General features: G+C 43.7%; 18 protein-coding genes. 1 reads left to right on the top strand and 17 read right to left on the bottom strand.

Annotation, left to right across the window (positions count from 1 at the left end; translation table 11 throughout):
- Nucleotides 1-33: 33 nt before the first annotated feature.
- From E0D70_RS05535 to E0D70_RS05525, 3 genes are read right to left on the bottom strand one after another with little or no spacing between them, the layout of a single operon-like run.
- A complete protein-coding gene (locus E0D70_RS05535; RefSeq protein WP_133011284.1) occupies nt 34-1,023 on the bottom strand; it encodes an ABC transporter ATP-binding protein in 990 nt (329 codons plus the stop codon).
- On the bottom strand, nt 1,020-2,660 hold the full coding sequence (locus E0D70_RS05530) for an ABC transporter permease (protein WP_165942873.1): 1,641 nt from the start codon (nt 2,658-2,660) through the stop codon (nt 1,020-1,022). Before E0D70_RS05530 ends, E0D70_RS05535 begins: the two co-directional genes overlap by 4 nt.
- A 44-nt stretch (nt 2,661-2,704) precedes the next feature.
- Nucleotides 2,705-3,664, bottom strand: a complete 960-nt coding sequence (locus tag E0D70_RS05525; protein WP_133011282.1) for an ABC transporter substrate-binding protein — start codon at nt 3,662-3,664, stop codon at nt 2,705-2,707.
- Between the two features lie 228 nt (nt 3,665-3,892).
- Between E0D70_RS05525 and E0D70_RS05520 the strand changes: the two genes are divergently transcribed.
- Nucleotides 3,893-4,252, top strand: a complete 360-nt coding sequence (locus E0D70_RS05520) for a hypothetical protein (RefSeq protein WP_133011281.1) — start codon at nt 3,893-3,895, stop codon at nt 4,250-4,252.
- Here E0D70_RS05520 and corA read toward each other — a convergent pair.
- From corA to E0D70_RS05450, 14 genes are all read right to left on the bottom strand, one after another.
- A complete protein-coding gene (gene corA, locus E0D70_RS05515) occupies nt 4,218-5,369 on the bottom strand; it encodes a magnesium/cobalt transporter CorA (protein ID WP_240536997.1) in 1,152 nt (383 codons plus the stop codon). The genes E0D70_RS05520 and corA overlap by 35 nt on opposite strands.
- A 75-nt stretch (nt 5,370-5,444) precedes the next feature.
- On the bottom strand, nt 5,445-6,200 hold the full coding sequence (locus E0D70_RS05510) for a Crp/Fnr family transcriptional regulator (RefSeq protein ID WP_133011280.1): 756 nt from the start codon (nt 6,198-6,200) through the stop codon (nt 5,445-5,447).
- Nucleotides 6,201-6,403: 203 nt separating this feature from the next.
- Nucleotides 6,404-7,309: a F0F1 ATP synthase subunit gamma gene (locus tag E0D70_RS05505; protein WP_133011279.1), complete on the bottom strand. Its 906-nt coding sequence runs from the start codon at nt 7,307-7,309 to the stop codon at nt 6,404-6,406.
- A complete protein-coding gene (locus E0D70_RS05500) occupies nt 7,306-8,886 on the bottom strand; it encodes an alternate F1F0 ATPase, F1 subunit alpha (protein ID WP_133011278.1) in 1,581 nt (526 codons plus the stop codon). Before E0D70_RS05500 ends, E0D70_RS05505 begins: the two co-directional genes overlap by 4 nt.
- Nucleotides 8,852-9,697: a F0F1 ATP synthase subunit B family protein gene (locus tag E0D70_RS05495; RefSeq protein ID WP_133011277.1), complete on the bottom strand. Its 846-nt coding sequence runs from the start codon at nt 9,695-9,697 to the stop codon at nt 8,852-8,854. Before E0D70_RS05495 ends, E0D70_RS05500 begins: the two co-directional genes overlap by 35 nt.
- A gap of 3 nt (nt 9,698-9,700) precedes the next feature.
- Nucleotides 9,701-9,982 carry a F0F1 ATP synthase subunit C gene (locus E0D70_RS05490; protein ID WP_133011276.1) on the bottom strand — a complete coding sequence of 94 codons (282 nt, stop codon included), beginning with the start codon at nt 9,980-9,982 and terminating at the stop codon, nt 9,701-9,703.
- Between the two features lie 65 nt (nt 9,983-10,047).
- Nucleotides 10,048-10,737: a F0F1 ATP synthase subunit A gene (locus tag E0D70_RS05485; protein ID WP_133011275.1), complete on the bottom strand. Its 690-nt coding sequence runs from the start codon at nt 10,735-10,737 to the stop codon at nt 10,048-10,050.
- A complete protein-coding gene (locus tag E0D70_RS05480; RefSeq protein WP_133011274.1) occupies nt 10,737-11,096 on the bottom strand; it encodes an ATP synthase subunit I in 360 nt (119 codons plus the stop codon). Before E0D70_RS05480 ends, E0D70_RS05485 begins: the two co-directional genes overlap by 1 nt.
- On the bottom strand, nt 11,080-11,469 hold the full coding sequence (locus tag E0D70_RS05475) for an AtpZ/AtpI family protein (protein WP_133011273.1): 390 nt from the start codon (nt 11,467-11,469) through the stop codon (nt 11,080-11,082). The genes E0D70_RS05480 and E0D70_RS05475 overlap by 17 nt, the downstream gene beginning before the upstream one ends.
- Nucleotides 11,466-11,882 (bottom strand): F0F1 ATP synthase subunit epsilon, encoded by a 417-nt coding sequence (locus E0D70_RS05470; protein ID WP_133011272.1) that lies wholly within the window; start codon nt 11,880-11,882, stop codon nt 11,466-11,468. Before E0D70_RS05470 ends, E0D70_RS05475 begins: the two co-directional genes overlap by 4 nt.
- The gene (gene atpD, locus E0D70_RS05465; RefSeq protein ID WP_133011271.1) at nt 11,857-13,299 is read right to left on the bottom strand and encodes a F0F1 ATP synthase subunit beta; all 1,443 of its coding nucleotides are present in this window, start codon (nt 13,297-13,299) and stop codon (nt 11,857-11,859) included. Before atpD ends, E0D70_RS05470 begins: the two co-directional genes overlap by 26 nt.
- Nucleotides 13,300-13,525: 226 nt before the next feature.
- A complete protein-coding gene (locus E0D70_RS05460; protein WP_133011270.1) occupies nt 13,526-16,009 on the bottom strand; it encodes a plasma-membrane proton-efflux P-type ATPase in 2,484 nt (827 codons plus the stop codon).
- Nucleotides 16,010-16,224: 215 nt separating this feature from the next.
- Nucleotides 16,225-18,588: a phosphoketolase family protein gene (locus E0D70_RS05455; RefSeq protein ID WP_133011269.1), complete on the bottom strand. Its 2,364-nt coding sequence runs from the start codon at nt 18,586-18,588 to the stop codon at nt 16,225-16,227.
- Nucleotides 18,589-18,604: 16 nt separating this feature from the next.
- Complete coding sequence (locus E0D70_RS05450) at nt 18,605-18,829, bottom strand: SHOCT domain-containing protein (protein ID WP_133011268.1); 225 nt, start codon at nt 18,827-18,829, stop codon at nt 18,605-18,607.
- Nucleotides 18,830-19,246: the final 417 nt, after the last annotated feature.

The raw sequence follows: 19,246 nt of genomic DNA, 5'->3' as shown, positions 1-19,246 counted from the left end.
ATAAGAAGTCATAAATGCAGTGTTATATTGTGCTTAGGCTTTGATAGACACTAAGTTCTCTTCTAATAAAGAGGCAAAAATGTTTTGCCCTACATCAAAGGGCGCTTCGCTATAAAAGAACACTTTTTCATTCGCTAGCCATGCGGCAATTTCAAAACGGTCATCTAAAAATAGGCAACTGTCTACATGGAGTGATAAGCGAGTGTCAGTGTTGTCGTTTTCTATTTTAAACGCGGTGCGAGGAACCAGCCATTCGCCCAACTCTCGATGAATCATGTGACCCTCGATCAAATTCCCTGCGTCTAAAAATTCACAAGCCCATTTGCTAGCAGGTTGTTTAAATAATCGAACCGGATCTGTTAACTGATGAATTACACCGTCTTTCATCAAGGCGATTCGATCAGACAACAGCTGCGCCTCTTTACGATCATGGGTGACATTGACACAAGTAATGCCCTGTTTGTGGGTGAGCTCGCGGATTTCTTTGCCCAGCTCTTCACGTAAATTGGCGTCTAAATTCGATAATGGCTCGTCTAATAACATAATGTCTGGCGATCCTGCCATGGCTCTGGCAATCGATACTCGCTGCTTCTGACCACCTGATAATTGCTCTGGAAGCTTATCATCATGGCCGACTAGCTTTACTAAGGTTAACACTTCGTTGACGCGTTTTTTGATGTCTGCTTTAGGCATTTTTTGCAGCGTTAGCGCGAAGGCAATGTTGTCAAAAACACTCATATGCGGCCACAGACCATAATCTTGAAAGACATAACTGAGCTTACGCTTGGCAACAGGCAAGTATTCATCAGTCGCCCTATCTACAAAGGTATTCGCTGGGGTTTGAATTTTCCCAGTATCAGGCAACTCCAGCCCTGCGATTATCCTTAGCAAGGTCGTTTTACCGCAACCAGATGGCCCTAAAAGCGAAATAAACTCCCCTTTCGCCACCGTCAAATTAATATCGTGCAGGACTGTTTTGTCGTCAAACGACTTGGATATATTGTTAATTTCAATTGCATTCATGATAAGTATCTTTTTGACATGTATTGTCCCAACGCAATAAGCGCGCCCGAAATCACAATCACAATAAAGCTCATGGCCATTCCTGAACTAATTGAACCTTGATCAAATTGATTAAATACGTAAGTGGCAACCGTTTCTGTTCCAGCAGGCACCAACATTAAGGAAGCCACCAGCTCCCGAGTTGAAATAGCAAACACAATACAGCTGGACGCAACCATGATAGGAATCATTAGCGGGAATAGAATTTTGTACATTAATACGAACAAGTTAGCGCCGTATATGGCCGCGGCTTCATCCAACGACTGTGGTAACTGTTTCATCGCATTACTTAACATTCGTATTGGATAAGGCAACATTAAACAGACATACGCTAATAACAAAATAAAGAGACTGTTATAGGGCGTGACTGGCCAAAACGTCTGATTCCAAGTAAGGATCAACCCTACTGACAGAGCCATGGCAGGGATCGCATTAGGCAGTAGTGCAAGAATATCTAATACTGCTTTGCCTCTTGGCTTTAAACGAATAAGCGTAAACGCAACCAACATTCCTATGATTGCAGTGATCACAGCAGCCATGGCCGCCAGCCCTAAACTCGTATAAATAGCAGACAGCGCGTCACTGTTTGAGAAAAATAAATGCGTGTAAGCATTGAAAGTCAAATTATCCCATTGCAGCCCTAAAGAAACAGTTCGCATCAATGAGGATGAGACAATAGCAAATATAGGCATTACCACCGCTAAGCACACCACGATGAAAAAAATCACATTGCTAACCATCGAAAACCACACATTCTTGGATGGCACAGATGTCATTGTTTGATTATCTAGTTTGCACGCAAAGCGTCGCGTGATGAACATTTGTAAAAGATAAGCACTGATCGCAATAACGACCAACAATAACGACAAAACCGAGGCTCCAGACAAATCAATCGGCCAATCTGACATTTTCTCTTCAATGGCGGTGACCATTACCTGAAAACCAAAACGACTGCCTAGAATGTTCGGCGTACCAAACTCTTCCACGGTTAACACAAAAACAATTAACCCTGTAGACAGTAAAGTAGGCACGATTAAAGGCAGTAAAATACGGCTAAATATTTGTCTCGAATTTGCGCCATAAATTTTTGCGACATCGCCATAGCGTTGTCCAATCACTTTAAATGAGCTAGCCGCTGAAAAATAGATAACAGGAAAGAGGTGCAACGTGATCACGAACACGACACCAGAAAACGAAAACAAAACGTTGGACAGATTAATATTCAACCATTGGTCTAATACGCCATTAGATTGAAGCAACTGCATCCACCCCATCGAGCCAATATAAGGAGGAATCAAAAACGGAATTAGTAATAAAACATCCCACATACGGCCAATGGATTCCGCCATTTTACTGCGCATATAAGCCAGCACCACAGCGACTAACATTGAGCTAAAAGTGACCGCCAACGCCAATCGAATGGAATTTAACGTAGCGACAATCAGTCGTTCATCCTGTAACTGAGGAATAAATTGACTAAAAGGCGCCGCAAATGAAAGCTCATTAACTTTTGGGAAAATCGCAAACAGAATAATAGCCAATACTGGTAGGCCAATAATCATGAATAAAAGCGTGACGGAAACGGTATTTAACAGCAAAGGAGCCCTTACTCCTTTGCCTACCTTGTACATCGACATGGGTATTATTGACCCATGATGTTGGCAAATTTATCTCTTGTTTGTTCCGCGTGAGCCGCCGCTGAAACAGTATCAAAATTGATTAATTTCAATTCACCAAAGCCCGGACGATCAGACTTAATATCACTACGAGCAGGCAGAATCAGCGTCTTAGCGACCAATGTTTGACCTTGTTTCGAAAGCATATAATCCACAAACTTCTTCGCTAATACCGCATGTTTGGTAGACTTAAGAATCATAATAGGACGCGGAGCCAGTACAGTCCCGTCCGTTGGATAAACAACATTAATCGTTTCACCTTTACGCTTCAAATCCAACGCGATGTAATCTACCGCACCGAACACCACCGATTTAGCCCCTTGTAACACAGGGTTTAATGCGGCTTTATTGGCACCGGGTATAAGAATGCCATTGGCTTTTAACGCGCTAAACAACGTCCAAGCCTTGCTGCCCATTTGTTCACTTAACCCTTCAACCAAGGTCAACGCAGAACCAGACTTACGCGGGTCCGGCATGGTAACTTGGTTCTTATATATTGGCTTAGTAAGGTCGGACCACGTCGTGGGGACTGGAAGTTTACTTTGGGTGTTATAGGCAATCGCCAACACGGCTGTACCTTGAGATACGTATGTCGCAGATTTGAGAAAGTCGGGTACGTGTTTTGCGTTAGGTGATTGGTAGGCTAGCAACTCCCCTGCTTTCGTAAGGGTAATAGCATGGCCTAGCGATGAGGAAATCATAACGTCGGCATGTGGATTGGATTTTTCAGCCTGGTAACGGGCCATTATTTTCCCACCCGTGGCTTGATACAAACTTACTTTAGCGCCGGTTTCTTTCTCAAAGCCCGCCACTAACTCTTTTGACAAACCTTTTGGACCCGCTGAATAGACTGTCAATGTTTCAGCGCTCACAGAACAAACCATACCTAGCAAGGTAAAGCCAACACACCAGTTTTTCAATTTCATAAGCCCCTCTTTCTCAATTTCATCAAAGTATAAAATTTAAATATATTTCTATTTTGTTCTGTTTATATGACGGTTATGTAACCGTCATATGACATATTTATGTCTTAACAAAACAACATGACTAGAAAGCTAATTAGAAAGAGAGAGATCTAATTCCAGCCAACAATATCTAAAAAAGACGTATTTGAATTTGAGAAACAAATCCGAGCTATTTTTGATGGTAATCGCTTGGCAGATCATGCAGCAGAGAACCCACGTGTTACCATGGGGGAAATGCTGATTGAAGGGAGCAAGGCTTGCCTAAAACTGGAGGGAGATGGCAAAATAAGTATGCGGAATCAAGGTGACAGTCATTGGACTCCTCATACCTACCAGTACACTACCGATAACTTTGGCGGAGATTGTGTTTACGCTCTCCAGAGGCATGTTGCAGATCATTTGCTATATCATGCTGACCTTCATAACTGCGCCCAACAGTCAATAAGCAAAGCGCCCGCGAAGGCGCTAGATCTCCCTTATGAGCTCACTGTTACCCAATCTGTCAACACAGTATTTATTCATTATTTCCCAACCAGCCACGCCGCTTGAAGAAAAACAACATGCTAGCGGTAAGCACAATAAATACGACCCAAATAACGGGGTAAGCCCAGCGCTGGTCGAGCTCTGGCATGTATTTAAAGTTCATGCCATAAATACCAGAAATAAAGGTTAACGGAATAAACACAGAAGACATAATCGTTAACACCTTCATGATTTCGTTCATCCGATTGGACACAGCGGACATATAGAGATCCGTTAGGCCGCTGACCATTTCTCGATAAGACTCAATAATTTCGACAATTTGAATAGTATGTTCATAAACATCACGAAGATAAGGCTTAGTATTTTCACCCATACGATTTTCTTCTTCACGATATAACTGGTCAACCACTTCACGGATAGGCCAAACTATGCGTCGTATTAATGAGAGCTCACGCTTAACCGCATGAATACGATGTAAAGCCGTCTGTGTTGGTTTTTCTAGTACGGTTAACTCAAGATCTTCGAGAATATCGCCATATTGTTCCAGCACAGGAAAACAATGATCTACCATGGCATCTAACAAAGCGTAGAGTAAATACCCAGTGCCATTTTTACGAATACGCGCGTTCTTAGCTTGTAATCGATCATAAATTGGCTTCCAGATATCGTCCGGTTTTTCCTGAAATGAAATAAGCACATTGTCATATAGCAATAAACTGACTTGCTCTACCTCTAATACACTTTCTGCCACAGGGGCATGTGGCTCAGATGGCGTAAATTGCAGCATTCGTAACACAACAAACAAATAATCATCAAAAAACTCTACGCGAGGACGTTGAGGAATGTGCATGACGTCTTCTGCAGTTAATGTATGAAAACCAAAATGAAGACGAAACTGATTAATAACGTAAGGATGCGGGCTGCTAATGTTAAACCACCGAGTTGTCACCCAATCTGGCATTGGCTGCGCTAAGAACTCGGCAAGGTTACTGACAAAACCTGTTTCTATATGGGATTCTGAGTAATCTATATAGCTGATAATAATACGATTTTCTTCTGGAGGGACAAACGCATCAGCAACATGCTCAATACCAGGTAATTCTCCCGGAATAACACGCTGATAACGTCGATTCTGTCTAATATTAGACAGACCAAAACTTGAGTCATCGATGTCTTCTGCCACATTCACTCCTTGATAGCCGCCTGCTTATTAGCACTGTATTGTGACTATTTTTCTCAAAAGCGACAGTGCCTAAACTTACCCTATTTTTAGGTGTTTATCATGAGAAAATGAAGGACAGAATAACAAACGGTCTGTTTCTTTTTTAACGACGCCATAGCACTCACAACTGAGAGATTCGAGCTTTTCCCTGTCTAGCACCGTAAGATGGCCGCGATGATGCTCAATCACTCCCAACTTTTGCAATTTGCCCGCCGCTTCGGTTACCCCTTCACGACGCACTCCTAACATATTGGCAATCCATTCATGGGTTATCGCTAAATGGTTATCTGACAATCGGTCTAAAGACAGCAATAGCCAACGACATAATTGCTGGTCTATAGAATGGTGACGATTACAAACAGCGGTTTGTGACATCTGGGTCATTAAAGATTGTGTGTAACGCAATATCAACTCAAGCAATTTACCATGACGATTAAACTCGGCCGTTAACACAGAGCCTTTTAAACGATAAGCATATCCGGCCGTTTGTACCACCGCTCGGCTCGATGTACTTTCTCCGCCCATAAAGAGAGCAAAGCCCACTAAACCTTCATTGCCCACCATGGAAGTTTCGGCTGAAGCACCACTTTCCATCACACACAACAAAGACACAATGGCATCGACAGGGAAATACACGTAGGTCAATTTGTCATCAACATTGTACAACATCTGCCTTGATGGCAATGTTACCAATTCGATATAAGGAAACAGTCGGTTTTGAACTTCTTTGGGCAAAGCCGCTAATAAATGATTCTTTAATGGCGAAAGTGCTGGATTGATTGACTCGAGCATAATTTTAAACTCTTGATGATGAGTTTCATCATCATAGAGAATATTTTAGGTAACCTGATAGTAGAAATGCCTGCCTTTAGTACATTTATTGATCTAGGACACATTTTTACCTTTTAAAGGAAGTAAGGCCATCTTTATCAATTTCAGAATTATTTAGTTATTGATCTTCCGAACAATTCGAATTTAAGATCTTTGTAATATATTTAGCTAAGAGCCTCAAAACCTGAGAGAACATCGAATAATTCTTCATCAATACCGCTCTGACGCAAACGGTGAAAAATTTGGTTAAGATCTTTTTGTAATTCATCAATGTTTTTCTCTGCTCTTTGCATCGCGGCAAGACGACTGGCATTTTCACTGGCAAGCGATTCTGCGCAGGCCTTAAAAAGGCTGACAAAAAGATATTCACGAACAAATCCTCGGCGTGTTTGGTCTTGATTCGGCATTACCTGAGCAAGGTTATTGCTAGGCCATCGAATGCTAGTAAGATTACGCTGCCAAACATCATCTAAAGGCAATAACTGCTGCCTAACCGGCTGATATATAGAGTCCGATTCTGGTCGATGATGAAAAAGATACACTTGATCAATCACGCCCTGCTCACGCTGTTCCTCAAGCACTGTCAGAATTTTACCCACCAAAGTGGTAATAGTGTGTATCGAGTTAGGTAGTTCAAAGCTTTCCTCTGTCGTCAGATCGGTATCTAACAAACGAGTCTGAACACGTTCACCAACCGCCCAGACATTTTTTTCGCCCGGTAATGTGGCCAAAGAATCCACCACAAATTCAACCATTACTTCATTGAATTGTCCGACCAACCCTTGATCAGACCCAAATACAATAACCCCTACCGCAGGCGCCCTATTGTGGGATCGATTTACAATAATTGGCTGCGATTCAGGTTGAGACAACCCAATCGTTTGAGCACTAGCCGACAAGCACGCCACTAACCCTAATTGCACCGTTTGATAATAATCATCCAAAGAATGCACTGCATTTTCATATTGCCCAATACTCGATGACGCGATGGCCTTCATGCTACTTACAACAGATTGTAAATCTTGAGCGCTGGTGATTTTATGACGTAAACTAGCAATACTGTCCCTCATGAGGGCGCACTCAAATCAGTCATTTTCAACCCAGCGTTTTTTTCATCAGAACCAGTCGAAAATGTATCCAGCGCTTTACGTGCGAGCTGTAAGATCACTGCTTTGTCCTGCTTAGTTAATTTTTCAGAGCTTTCTAATCGTTCAATAAGCTCATTGGGCATATCAACCGCTGCATCGCGTACCGCTTGCTCTGCTGCAGGCATGTGTAGCAAGGGAATAACATCAAATAAATTGGCCGTTAAAGCGACCAATACGGCAATTTGTTCCGCCATCGACATAGGAGAAAATTCAGACTGCATCAAACAAGCTCGAATACGCCGGCCATGTTCGATTATTTTTAGTGTACTATCGTCCAATCGCGCACCAAAACGAGCAAACGTTTCCAATTCTTCAAACTGAGCATACGCCAATTTAAGATCAACCGTGACGCCTCGATAAGCCGCTCTTTGCGCCTTACCGCCCACACGAGATACCGATTTTCCAACATCAACCGCGGGTAAAACACCCAGTTCAAACAGTGCGGGTGATAAGTAGATTTGACCATCCGTAATGGAAATTAAATTGGTGGGAATATACGCAGAAATATCTTGCCCTTCGGTTTCAATAATCGGTAAAGCCGTCAAAGACCCCCCGCCAAGCTCAGCACTTAGATGTGTCGATCGCTCTAAAAGACGAGAATGGATATAAAAAATATCACCTGGAAACGCTTCTCGACCAGGCGGACGACGCAACAAAAGTGAGAGTTCTCGATATGCCCGAGCATGATGAGTCAAATCATCATAAACGATCAGTACATCGCGGCCCTTTTCCATAAAATACTCAGCAATGCTTGTTGCAGCATAGGGTGCAAGGTACGCAAGTCCTGGCGGATCATTACCTTCAGTGACCACTACGACAGTGTATTCCAGCGCACCTTGCTCACGTAACGTAGCAATAACTTTAGCCACACCAGAAGCTCGCTGACCAATGGCACAATAGACGCATAAAACATTCTTACCACGCTGATTTAGAATGGTATCAATCGCAATCGCCGTTTTGCCGGTCTGCCGATCCCCAAGAATTAATTCTCGCTGCCCACGGCCAACGGGGATCAATGCATCAATAACCTTAATGCCCGTTTGCAAAGGCACACTAACACCTGATCGATCCATGATAGCTGGTGAGGGCCGCTCAACAGGCAAACGCTCATTAGTTACCAATTTCCCCATGCCATCCAACGTTTCACCAATTGGAGTGATAATACGCCCTATCAGGCTGTCTCCGACAGGAACATCCACCACATGGCCACAGCGCTCAACTTCATCGCCAGCTTCCAAGTGCCAATACTCGCCCAGTAGTACCACGCCAATTTCATGTTCGTCCACGTTGAAGGCGATACCATAAATATCACCCGGAAACTTAAGCAACTCTTCAAAACCAACCCCTGGTAAACCAGATACTTTGGCAATACCTGTGGCAATGCTTGTAATAATGCCAATTTCCCGCGGCGCTAATGTGGGCTCAAAAGATTGTCGAACTTCTTTTAAGCTTGAGAATAGTCCATCAAAGGTGTTTTTCATCGCTACTGTGCTCTTCATTCAGATCCTTCACCATACCGATATCATTGGCCTGAGTATTGTCATGACTTTCGCCATGAGACTGCATCACCTCATCAACACGCTTAGTCAATGTCGTTAGATAATCAGCGATACTCCAAGCAACTTTCTGACCATTAGCATTCATCTCGATACCACTAATCAATTCTGGTTCAGTAACAAATTGGATAATAACGGAATCTCCCAAAAGGCCTTTAAGTGCACGCACAATGAGCGCGCTCGGTTCATCAGGAAGATCAAATGCGCTATGAACAATTATGGGTTGATCAGAATGCTTAAAGGCCGCTTGAAAGTGGCTTTTTTCTGCGTCTTGTAATGCGTCTAAACGCTGAACAAAAGTAACCGCCATACAGCCTTCTAAACTTGTCCCTGCAAGATCACTCAGGGCTTTACGTACAATATCAAAAATTTCTTTTTGGACCTTACTATTGAGCTCATCTTGCAAACTGAGTTGTTCGTTTTTTAACGACAACGCCAATTTATAACGTAACGTATCGGACTCTTGTCTAGCTAAATCAAATAAACGTGCACTCTCGTTTTTTGCATCTTCACTGACTTTATTCATACTTTCTATACGCTGGCGGTCAAATTCTGCATTCTTTTTCTCAAACAACTCACACTGCTGTTCTGCCTCAGCCCTTTTAGCATCGGCATCTGCAAGTTCATCAGCAATACGTTTTTCGCGAACGTCGATTGCCTTCAGGATAGGATGATACAAAAAGTGCTTTAATAACCAGACTAAGATAAGAAAGTTGAGCACTTGCGCTACAACGGTAAACCAATCAATTAACATGATTTAATGACCTGTCGCTTGGGCAATACCATAATTCCAAAAAGGATTAGCAAATAACAAAATCATCGACACCACAAAACAGTAAATAGCGGTAGATTCGATCATGGCTAAGCCAACAAACAAGGTTCGCGTAATCGTCGCCGACGCATCCGGTTGCTGAGCCAATGATGACAAAGCAACAGCCACTGCTTTACCTTCACCCAATGAAGGGCCTAAAACGCCAATCGCGATTGTCAGACCCGCAGTAATGATTGATACCACTGCAATAATTGTCATGCTGTCCATAGTTACTCCGTAAATATTCATAAAGTTAAATAGCCATTAAATTAAGTCGTCACAAACCATAAAGGTTAACTGGATTCACTCAGTGTATTATCTTGGGTACGAGTCGCCGCCGCGATATAGACGGTTGCTAGAACAAAAAATATATAGGCCTGCACTATGCCTGTTAGCAAGCCGAGTAAGGTCATTACAATTGGGAATAAAAATGGCGTGATAGTGAGTAAAATGGCGAGAATCATGGCACCACTCATCATATTACCAAACAGCCGCACCGCCAAAGCTAAGGTACGTGATACCTCACTGATAATGTTAAACGGCAGCATAATAATGGTCGGTTTGGTATAAGAAGAAAGATAACTCTTCAGACCTTGTTCCTGAATACCAAAAATTGGCACGGCCACCAAAACACATAAAGCAAGCGCCGCAGTAGTAGAAAGTGATCCTGTCGGTGGCTCAAACCCCGGAATCACAGTCCCGATAGCGGAAAGTGCAATGAATAAAAACAACGAACCTAAAAAACCAAGGTATTTATGAGGCTGTCTTAGACCCACTTCTTCAATCTGTTTATTGATGGTGATTACCACCACTTCCAATAGGTTCTGCCAGCGAGAGCGCTTTAAATCAGTAGACAGTTTTCGAGTCACCAACACGGAGGTCACCACGAGAATCAAGATCACCAACCAAGTAAATGCAATAGTCGCGTTGATTTTTAAAAATCCCATTTGCCAGTAAATAATTTGATCTGGACTAAGGTGCATTACTGTTCACCTATATGTGGCTGTTTTTCTTTGATACTAATGACTGGCTCTAGCAAGACAGAATTCCCCTTCATATTGATAAAACGTGTGGCAAACAGACGAATCACAATAAACCCGAGCAGGCCCATTAGTAGTTGTCGCCAATCATTTCCCAGAAACACATAAAAACCCACCATTACGACACCGGTTCTAATCAACATGCTAAGCAAAATTAACGGCGCTATGTTTCTAATAGAATTAAGTTTCTTAACCGTCCACCAAAGTCCGGCAAAATAAAAAGCGCCCAGTAACATGCCTAAACACAAGGAAACTGCACTACTGACCCATACGTTTTCTCCAAAATCAATCAACGGTGTCATCTTCATCGTCCTCATCGTTCAGGTGAATGTTTTTGTCTTCTTTCTGGACCCAATGCCATGCATTGAAACAACCAAGGCAAAGCCCTGCGACTAATAATGCCAACGCCCACGAATGCCCACTTGGGTACTTACCATCGATCCAAATCCCAAGCATAGCCCCGAGTAACGTTGGTATGGCTACCGACCAGCCAATCAACCCCATCATCCCCAATCCAGACCACACTGTTTTAGTAACATGTCGTTGTGCATTGAGTTTTCGCTTCGCAATATCGCCTACTTTTTGACTATAATTTTGCTGACTGTTGTATTTATTCCCTTCTTTATTAGTAGGTTTTTTTTCGAGTTTAGGGTCTAAATTCGGTGTATTTTTCATAACAAGTTAGTGTCCTGTTTAAAGGCCACCAAATGCTGCACAAAGTTATTTTCCATCTTGACTAATACAGAGCGTAATTTTTTCTCCTGCTCATTAAACTGTAAAAATTCTTGTTCTACGGCCTCTCGTAATTGATCTAGCCCCATGCCGCTCATAGCGTTACGAACAGAAATTCGTACATCCAGCCCAGTTTTTACCAACACCCCTTCATCAATAGCAAAATAAGTCTCTTCTGCGCCCTCTTTCTCAAAGACTAATATGCCTGCTGACAATGCAGCAACACAATCCAAGCGATGTGGCAAAATACCAAACGCGCCTTGCGGTGTTATCGCAACAATTCGGCGTACTTGTTGTTCCTCCGCAAATACTTTATAAGGCAGTAAGACCTTAAGCGTCATGGACATTGGCGACATTTTTATCCTCCTGAGCGACCGACGATTTGCTCTTGTCATGCGCTTCATCAATCGCGCCAATCATATAAAGAGCGCTTTCAGGATAGTCTTCAAATTCGTCATTTAAAATTCGTTCACACCCCTCTAAAGCCTCGTCAAGACTGACTAATTTTCCGGACATACCCGTGAATTGTTCAGTAGTGAAAAATGGCTGGGTGAGAAATCGCTCCAAACGCCGAGCTCTGCCTACTACCTTATGATCTTCTGGCGATAGCTGCTCCATGCCCAACATGGCAATAATGTCTTTGAGTTCACTATATTGCGCCAAGGTACGACGAATAGCCTGAGCAAGATCATAATGACGTTGACCAATGATGCTTGGCGTGGCCATTTTTGAACTGGACTGTAACGGGTCAATTGCCGGATAAAGCCCTTCACTGGCGCGTTGGCGAGATAGCACAATAGAAGCGGAAAGATGCGAAAATGTGTGCACAGCGGCAGGATCGGTAAAGTCGTCGGCAGGCACGTACACGGCTTGAATTGAGGTAATTGCACCACTACCGGTATTAGCAATACGCTCCTCTAATTGCGACAATTCGGTCCCCATGGTTGGCTGATAACCTAGTCTTGCAGGCATTTGTCCCATTAGGCCAGACACTTCCATACCCGCTTGAATAAAACGAAAAACATTATCGACAAGTAATAAAACGTCACGATGTTCGTCATCACGAAAATACTCCGCCATGGTCAACGCCGCATGACCGACACGAAAACGAGCACCAGGTGGCTCATTCATTTGGCCAAACATCATTACCATATTATCCAATACACCGGCTGCTTTCATTTCTCGATACAACTCTTCCCCTTCACGACAGCGCTCTCCGATACCACAAAAGATACTCACGCCAGCATGCTGTCCGACCATGTTATGAATCATCTCGGTTAACAATACCGTTTTACCAACACCTGCACCGCCAAACAAACCGGCTTTACCACCACGTTCAAGTGGCATTAAGACATCGATTACCTTAATACCCGTTTCGAAAACTTCTGTTTTAGTGGAGCGCTGTTCTAAGGCTGGTGGTTCGTTATGAACAGAGCGCCATTGCACCTCTGTCGGTATTCCCTGTTTGTCTAACGTGTTACCAAACACATCAAACATACGTGACAAAATCCCTTTGCCAACCGGTGTTTGCAGTGGTGCACCTGTGTCTTGCACTAGCATCCCCCGGGCTAGCCCTTGGGTTGGCGTTAAGGCAATACCACGAATTCGTTGAGTGTCTAACTGAGAAAAAACTTCAATTGAAATTTGATTGTTTGTTCCGGTACGTAATAAGGAACGAATGGGGGGTAAGTGCTTTTCGAATAGTATATCTACGACACTGCCGCGTATCGATATTACCTTGCCTGTATTATCAGATTTAATTCCTGATTCCATACCCTTCGATTACTCCTGATAATGACCTTTAAGCGAACAACACTTCAGTTGATTGAGTGAAGTAATAAGCTCAATGTCCAAGAGCGATTCAATTTTCTCCTAGCAAGAAATGAAGCGTAGGAATGGCCTGAAAGTTGTCTTGGAAACGGAAAATAATCTTTTGATCATACGGCCTTACTACTTGAATCTCTGTGCGCTATCGCACAGAGATTCTTTAATGGTTAATTTAGGCAGAGGCTTTTTTGACAGGGTCAAAAATGCGGTAAGCAAGCAATTTCAATCTGTCACTAATAAGCGCCCAGATCAGTGCATAGCCCCAGACGAAAGCCGCCCATTTCCAGCCAAGTGCTGGCATCAGGAACCCGTATACAGCGATAAAGGTCGCGAGGATCTGAGTAGCAACGACGGCAATCAGCAACACCTTCGCGGGACGAATAGACCAAAATGGACCTCGTGTTCGCGTTAAGAAGATCGTCAAGTGTCCAGCCACAGAGAGCATCAGATACATCATGGGTTGCAGCATCTCATGACTCATATGGAAGACGCGGTCACCAAGGAAAAACAATCCAAAAGAAGCAATTGGGCCAATAACACCAAGAACGGTAGCAATGCCCAATACTAAACGCATATTCCAGACTTCTGGTTCCTTCTTATAATTCACATTGTCATAAGCAATGGATAAGATCGCGCCATCATTGAGTAACGCCAACATGACAATCATAACCGTTGTTAATGGATAGAAATTGAAGAACAGAATCGCTGCTGTCATAAACAACAGCACCCGCAACGTTTCAGCAATGCGGTAGATGGCATAACTGTTCATGCGTTGGAATATGCGACGACTTTCTTTAATCGCATCGATAATGACCGACAGACCAGGGGTCGTTAGTACGATATCGGCAGCGGCACGTGCTGCGTCTGTTGCGTCCGACACCGCGATACCACAATCGGCTTTTTTAAGTGCTGGAGCATCATTAACGCCATCTCCCGTCATGCCAACCATATGGCCCCGTTTCTGTAAAACGTCTACTATATGATATTTATGCTCTGGAAATACTTGAGCAAAACCATCGGCTTTTTCAATGGACTCACCAACAGCCGCCGATTCCTGTTTCTTAGAATCTCCTAGCGTAACGGCATCAAGAATATTGGCACCTAAATGCAATTTCTTAGCGGTCTCTTTGGCGATCGCCAGCGCATCACCCGTCACCATCTTAATAGTGACACCTAATTCTAAAGCGGTTGCGATGGTTTCTTTAGCGTCTTCTCGTGGTGGATCAAACAGCGGTAAGATCCCAACAAATTGCCACTTACCGCCCTCGTCTGTCCGCGCTACCCCTAGTGAGCGAAAGCCTCGAGCTGCAAATTCATTGACCGCATTTTCAACCTCATTTTTAAATTGATCCACATTTGAAACCAACGACATAATGACTTGAGGGGCGCCTTTCGTTACTTTAAAGGAGTTACCCTCTTTGGTTTTCACCGTTGTTTCAGTGCGTTTATGAACCGGGTCAAAAGGCTGAAAATGCACCACTTCATAAGCTTTTAATAAATCGCTGTCTTTAAGGCCACCTAATACAGCTAAATCAATTGTGTCATTATTGTCTGCACGCGATGCCAGTGCACCATTGAGAATGACCTCGTCGGCAGTCACTCCGTCTAAACAAAATGGCGTGCCTAAGGTTAATTTATTTTGTGTTAAGGTCCCGGTTTTATCCGCACACAAAACATCTACACCCGCCAATTCTTCTATCGCGACTAACTTACTGACAATCGCTTTTTTGCGCGCCAGCAGGCGAGCACCAACCGCCATGGTGACTGATAATACCGTCGGCATCGCAACAGGAATCGCGGCTACGGTTAACACCAATGCAAATTGTAAGGTTGTAAAAAACGCATCGCCCCGGTAGACCGCAAAACCAATGATGACAGCGACTAAAACCAGCGCTAATAAGATGAGATAGTTGCCTATCTTTAATATCGCCTTTTGAAAATGACTCACGGTAACGGCTTCTTGTACTAACGATGCGGTTTTACCAAAATAAGTATTCGTTCCCGTAGCGTAAACCAACGCACTGATTTCACCCTGACGAATGATAGAGCCTGAAAATACCGCTTCCCCTGATGCACATTCAATGGGCAATGACTCTCCTGTTAATGCAGATTGATCCACTTCAACCGGATCGCCCTCTAATAGTCGCGCGTCAGCAGGAACAATATCGCCCAAACGAAGGCGAATAATATCTCCAGGAACCAAGTCTCTTGCTGGTGGGTTGACCCATTTTCCATCGCGTTTCACTCGCGCTTTGATTGCTAATTGAGCTTTAAGAGCATCGATGGCATTCCCAGCGGTATGTTCCTCCCAGAAACCAACAACGGCGTTGGCCACCAATAACAAGAGGATGATAAAAAAATCCGCCCAATGCTGAAGTGCTCCTGACAAAACCAGAGCCACCTCGATCATCCAAGGAATAGGACCCCAAAAATAGGAGAGGAATTTTAATATTGGATTTGTCTTTTTTTCATCTAATTCATTTGGCCCATATTGGGTCAATCGTTTTGTCGCTTCTTCTTGAGTGAGGCCGTCTGATGACGTTGCTAACATTTTCTCTACTTCTGACAAAGGCAGAGTTTTGAGATCGTCCTTCACACCAGACGCAGCTCCCGACTTCGCTTTAGAAGTGTTCGCTTGTTCGGTATTGGGTTCCATAATGGCTGTTTCCTATACTGCTCTGCAGATCGAATTTATGCAGGCGATTTTGTTAAAAATCAGGCTTAGAGTAAGCCCACCATTGGCTGCACCCTTTTTTATTATATGGCGCTATCGGTTAACTCAGAGTGACGCTGGTATTTAGAGAACCGAGCCTTAGACATCCACTCCTTAAGAGTAAAAGAGCTAAGGCTCGTCAACGATTAAGTCGTCACTTAGCGGGGAGTCCAACGCCAGTTACGGATTTCCGGCATGTCTTCACCAAATTCATTAATGTACTCACGGTGTTCGAGCAATTTCTTGGTTAATCTTTGTTTCAATTCAAGACCTTTTTTACCGGTTTGCGGTAACCGATCAATTGCATCAATAACCAAATGAAAGCGATCCAAATCATTTAAGACCGTCATATCAAAAGGCGTGGTAATCGTGCCCTCTTCTTTATATCCATGAACATGAATACTACGATGATTGGTACGTCGGTAAGTCAGTTTGTGAATCAGGGTTGGATAACCATGAAAAGCAAAAATGATCGGTTTATCTTGAGTAAACAAAGCATCAAACGCGTCCTCGCTAAGGCCGTGTGGATGCTCGGATTTAGGTTGTAATTTCATTAAATCAACGACATTTACCACACGAATGCGCAGCTCTGGAAGATACTCTCTCAAGATTGAAACCGCGGCTAATGTTTCCAACGTTGGCACATCGCCACAACAAGCCATCACAACATCTGCCGAATCACCTTGCTCATCATTACTCGCCCATGACCAAACACCAATACCGGCAGCACAGTGTTCCGCGGCGGCGTCTTTATCCAGCCATTGTGGCGCTGGATGTTTGCCCGCGACCACAACGTTAACGTAATGCTTGCTACGCAAACAATGATCCATGACAGACAACAGACAGTTAGCATCTGGTGGAAGATACACGCGCACAATTTCGGCTTTTTTATTCACGACATGATCAATAAACCCTGGATCTTGATGTGAGAAACCATTGTGATCTTGACGCCATACATGGGAAGCCAACAAATAATTAAGCGATGCGATTTTAGGTCGCCACGGTAGCTTACCGGCCACTTTTAGCCATTTTGCATGTTGGTTAAACATTGAATCAATAATATGCACAAAGGCTTCGTAACAATTAAATAAACCATGTCTGCCTGTCAGCAAATACCCTTCTAGCCATCCCTGACACTGGTGCTCACTCAGCATTTCCATCACCCGGCCACTTGGCGCAAGGTATTCGTCGTTGTCTTTGTTTTCTCCCACCCATTGACGCTGTGTGGTTTCAAACACCGCGGCCAATCCATTAGAAACCGTTTCATCAGGGCCAAAAATACGAAAATTGTCCTGATTAAACGTAATAATATCCCGCAAAAATGGCCCAAGCACGTGAGTATCGCCAATGCCAGACACTCCCGGTGTAGGAACATCACAGGCATAATCCTTAAAGTTTGGCATCTTCAAGGCTTTAAGCAAAAGCCCGCCGTTAGCATGGGGATTTGCGCCCATACGACGATCGCCTTCTGGCGCCAAGGCAGCCAGTTCTGGTAACAAGCGGCCGTTAGTATCAAATAACTCTTGAGGACGATAACTGCTTAACCATTCTTCTAATAACGCCAAGTGTTCAGGGTGTGCAGAAGGGCTGGTAATCGGCACCTGATGGGCATGAAAAGTGCCTTCGATTTGAACACCGTCGACTTTTTTAGGACCCGTCCACCCTTTGGGTGATTTCAGAACAATCATTGGCCAGCGAGGTCGTTCAAAACCCTCTGTTTGACTGGCTTGAAGCTTGATGTCTTTTATTTCACAAACCGCATGATCGAGGGCTGCGGCCATGGCTTGATGCATCAATGTAGGATCGTCACCTTCAACAAATATTGGCGACCAACCATAACCATGCAGCAGCTGGTCTAGCTCTTCATGACCAATGCGTGCGAGCACCGTCGGGTTAGCAATTTTGTAGCCATTTAAATGTAAAATCGGCAACACAACGCCATCACTAACAGGGTTAAGAAATTTATTGGAATGCCATGCTGTGGCTAATGGGCCAGTTTCCGCCTCGCCATCGCCAATAACACAGGCGGCAATCAACTCTGGATTATCAAACACCGCACCAAAAGCATGGCTTAAAGAATAGCCAAGCTCACCACCCTCGTTGATCGTACCGGGGCATTCGGGGGACGCATGGCTAGGAATACCTCCCGGAAAAGAGAACTGCTTAAAGAGTTTTTGTAGGCCAGCGGTATCTTGGCTTATGTTAGGGTAAATCTCGCTGTAACTGCCTTCAAGGTAGGTATTAGCTACTACGGCTGGCCCACCATGACCGGGACCACAGATGTAAATCATACTTAAATCGTATTGTTTAATGATGCGATTAAGATGAACATAAATAAAATTCTGCCCTGGGGTGGTTCCCCAATGACCAAGCAATATGCGTTTAATATCAGCAAGCACTAAAGGCCGCGTTAATAGAGGATTGTCATAAAGGTAAATTTGGCCTGCTGACAAGTAATTACTCGCGCGCCAATATCGATCCATTAAGTCCAATTGATCCGATGATAGCCTTGCCGTTTGCATGGTGTTTTACTCCCTATTAATTACTACTGATGTCATGTTTGATACGAGTAAACTCTTCTTGATCGATATCACCTCGTGCGTATCGTTCATTGAGAATGTCTAGCGCTGTTTTTTGCGGTTGAGAAAAATAACGACGATTTGACCGGTAGCTATAACCCCAATGACCAAAACTCGAAATCATCAGAAACCAGATAGCAACCCATAAAAGCCAACTCCAGCCACTCCAGTATTCGTTATGCATATAAACCTCCACTTCATCGCGTCGAGAAACAATTGAATCCCAAAAGGCGCGGATACTTACTTTATAGCGTAAAGGAGACGGAGCTCTGTTCGGTAGCGCACACTGAAAAAAGCGGAACGGTTAGACAAGGTGCAATCACATCATAATGCTAAAATCTGAGTGGCTCACTGGGCGCGTAAAAGCCGCTAAAACACATCATAAGCAGTCAATAAATGGCGTTTGTGTGATGAATTTTGCTTAAAAACAAAGAGCAACATGGCAAAATTAAGGATATTGCAAAGTAAAAGGTTTGATTTCCAAAAAGCGCTAAACAGACACTGCTTCAACACCAAAGGTTCTATATAGTACTTTTACTGCGTTAGACTTTTACTGAGCTATACGTGTACTGAGCTAGACATGTACTGAATGAGGCATGCA

Origin of the sequence: Marinomonas flavescens, assembly GCF_004352835.1 — a bacterium.
In the GTDB taxonomy this organism is placed as follows: Bacteria; Pseudomonadota; Gammaproteobacteria; order Pseudomonadales; family Marinomonadaceae; genus Marinomonas; species Marinomonas flavescens.
This window is presented reverse-complemented; position numbering and strand designations above follow the sequence as displayed.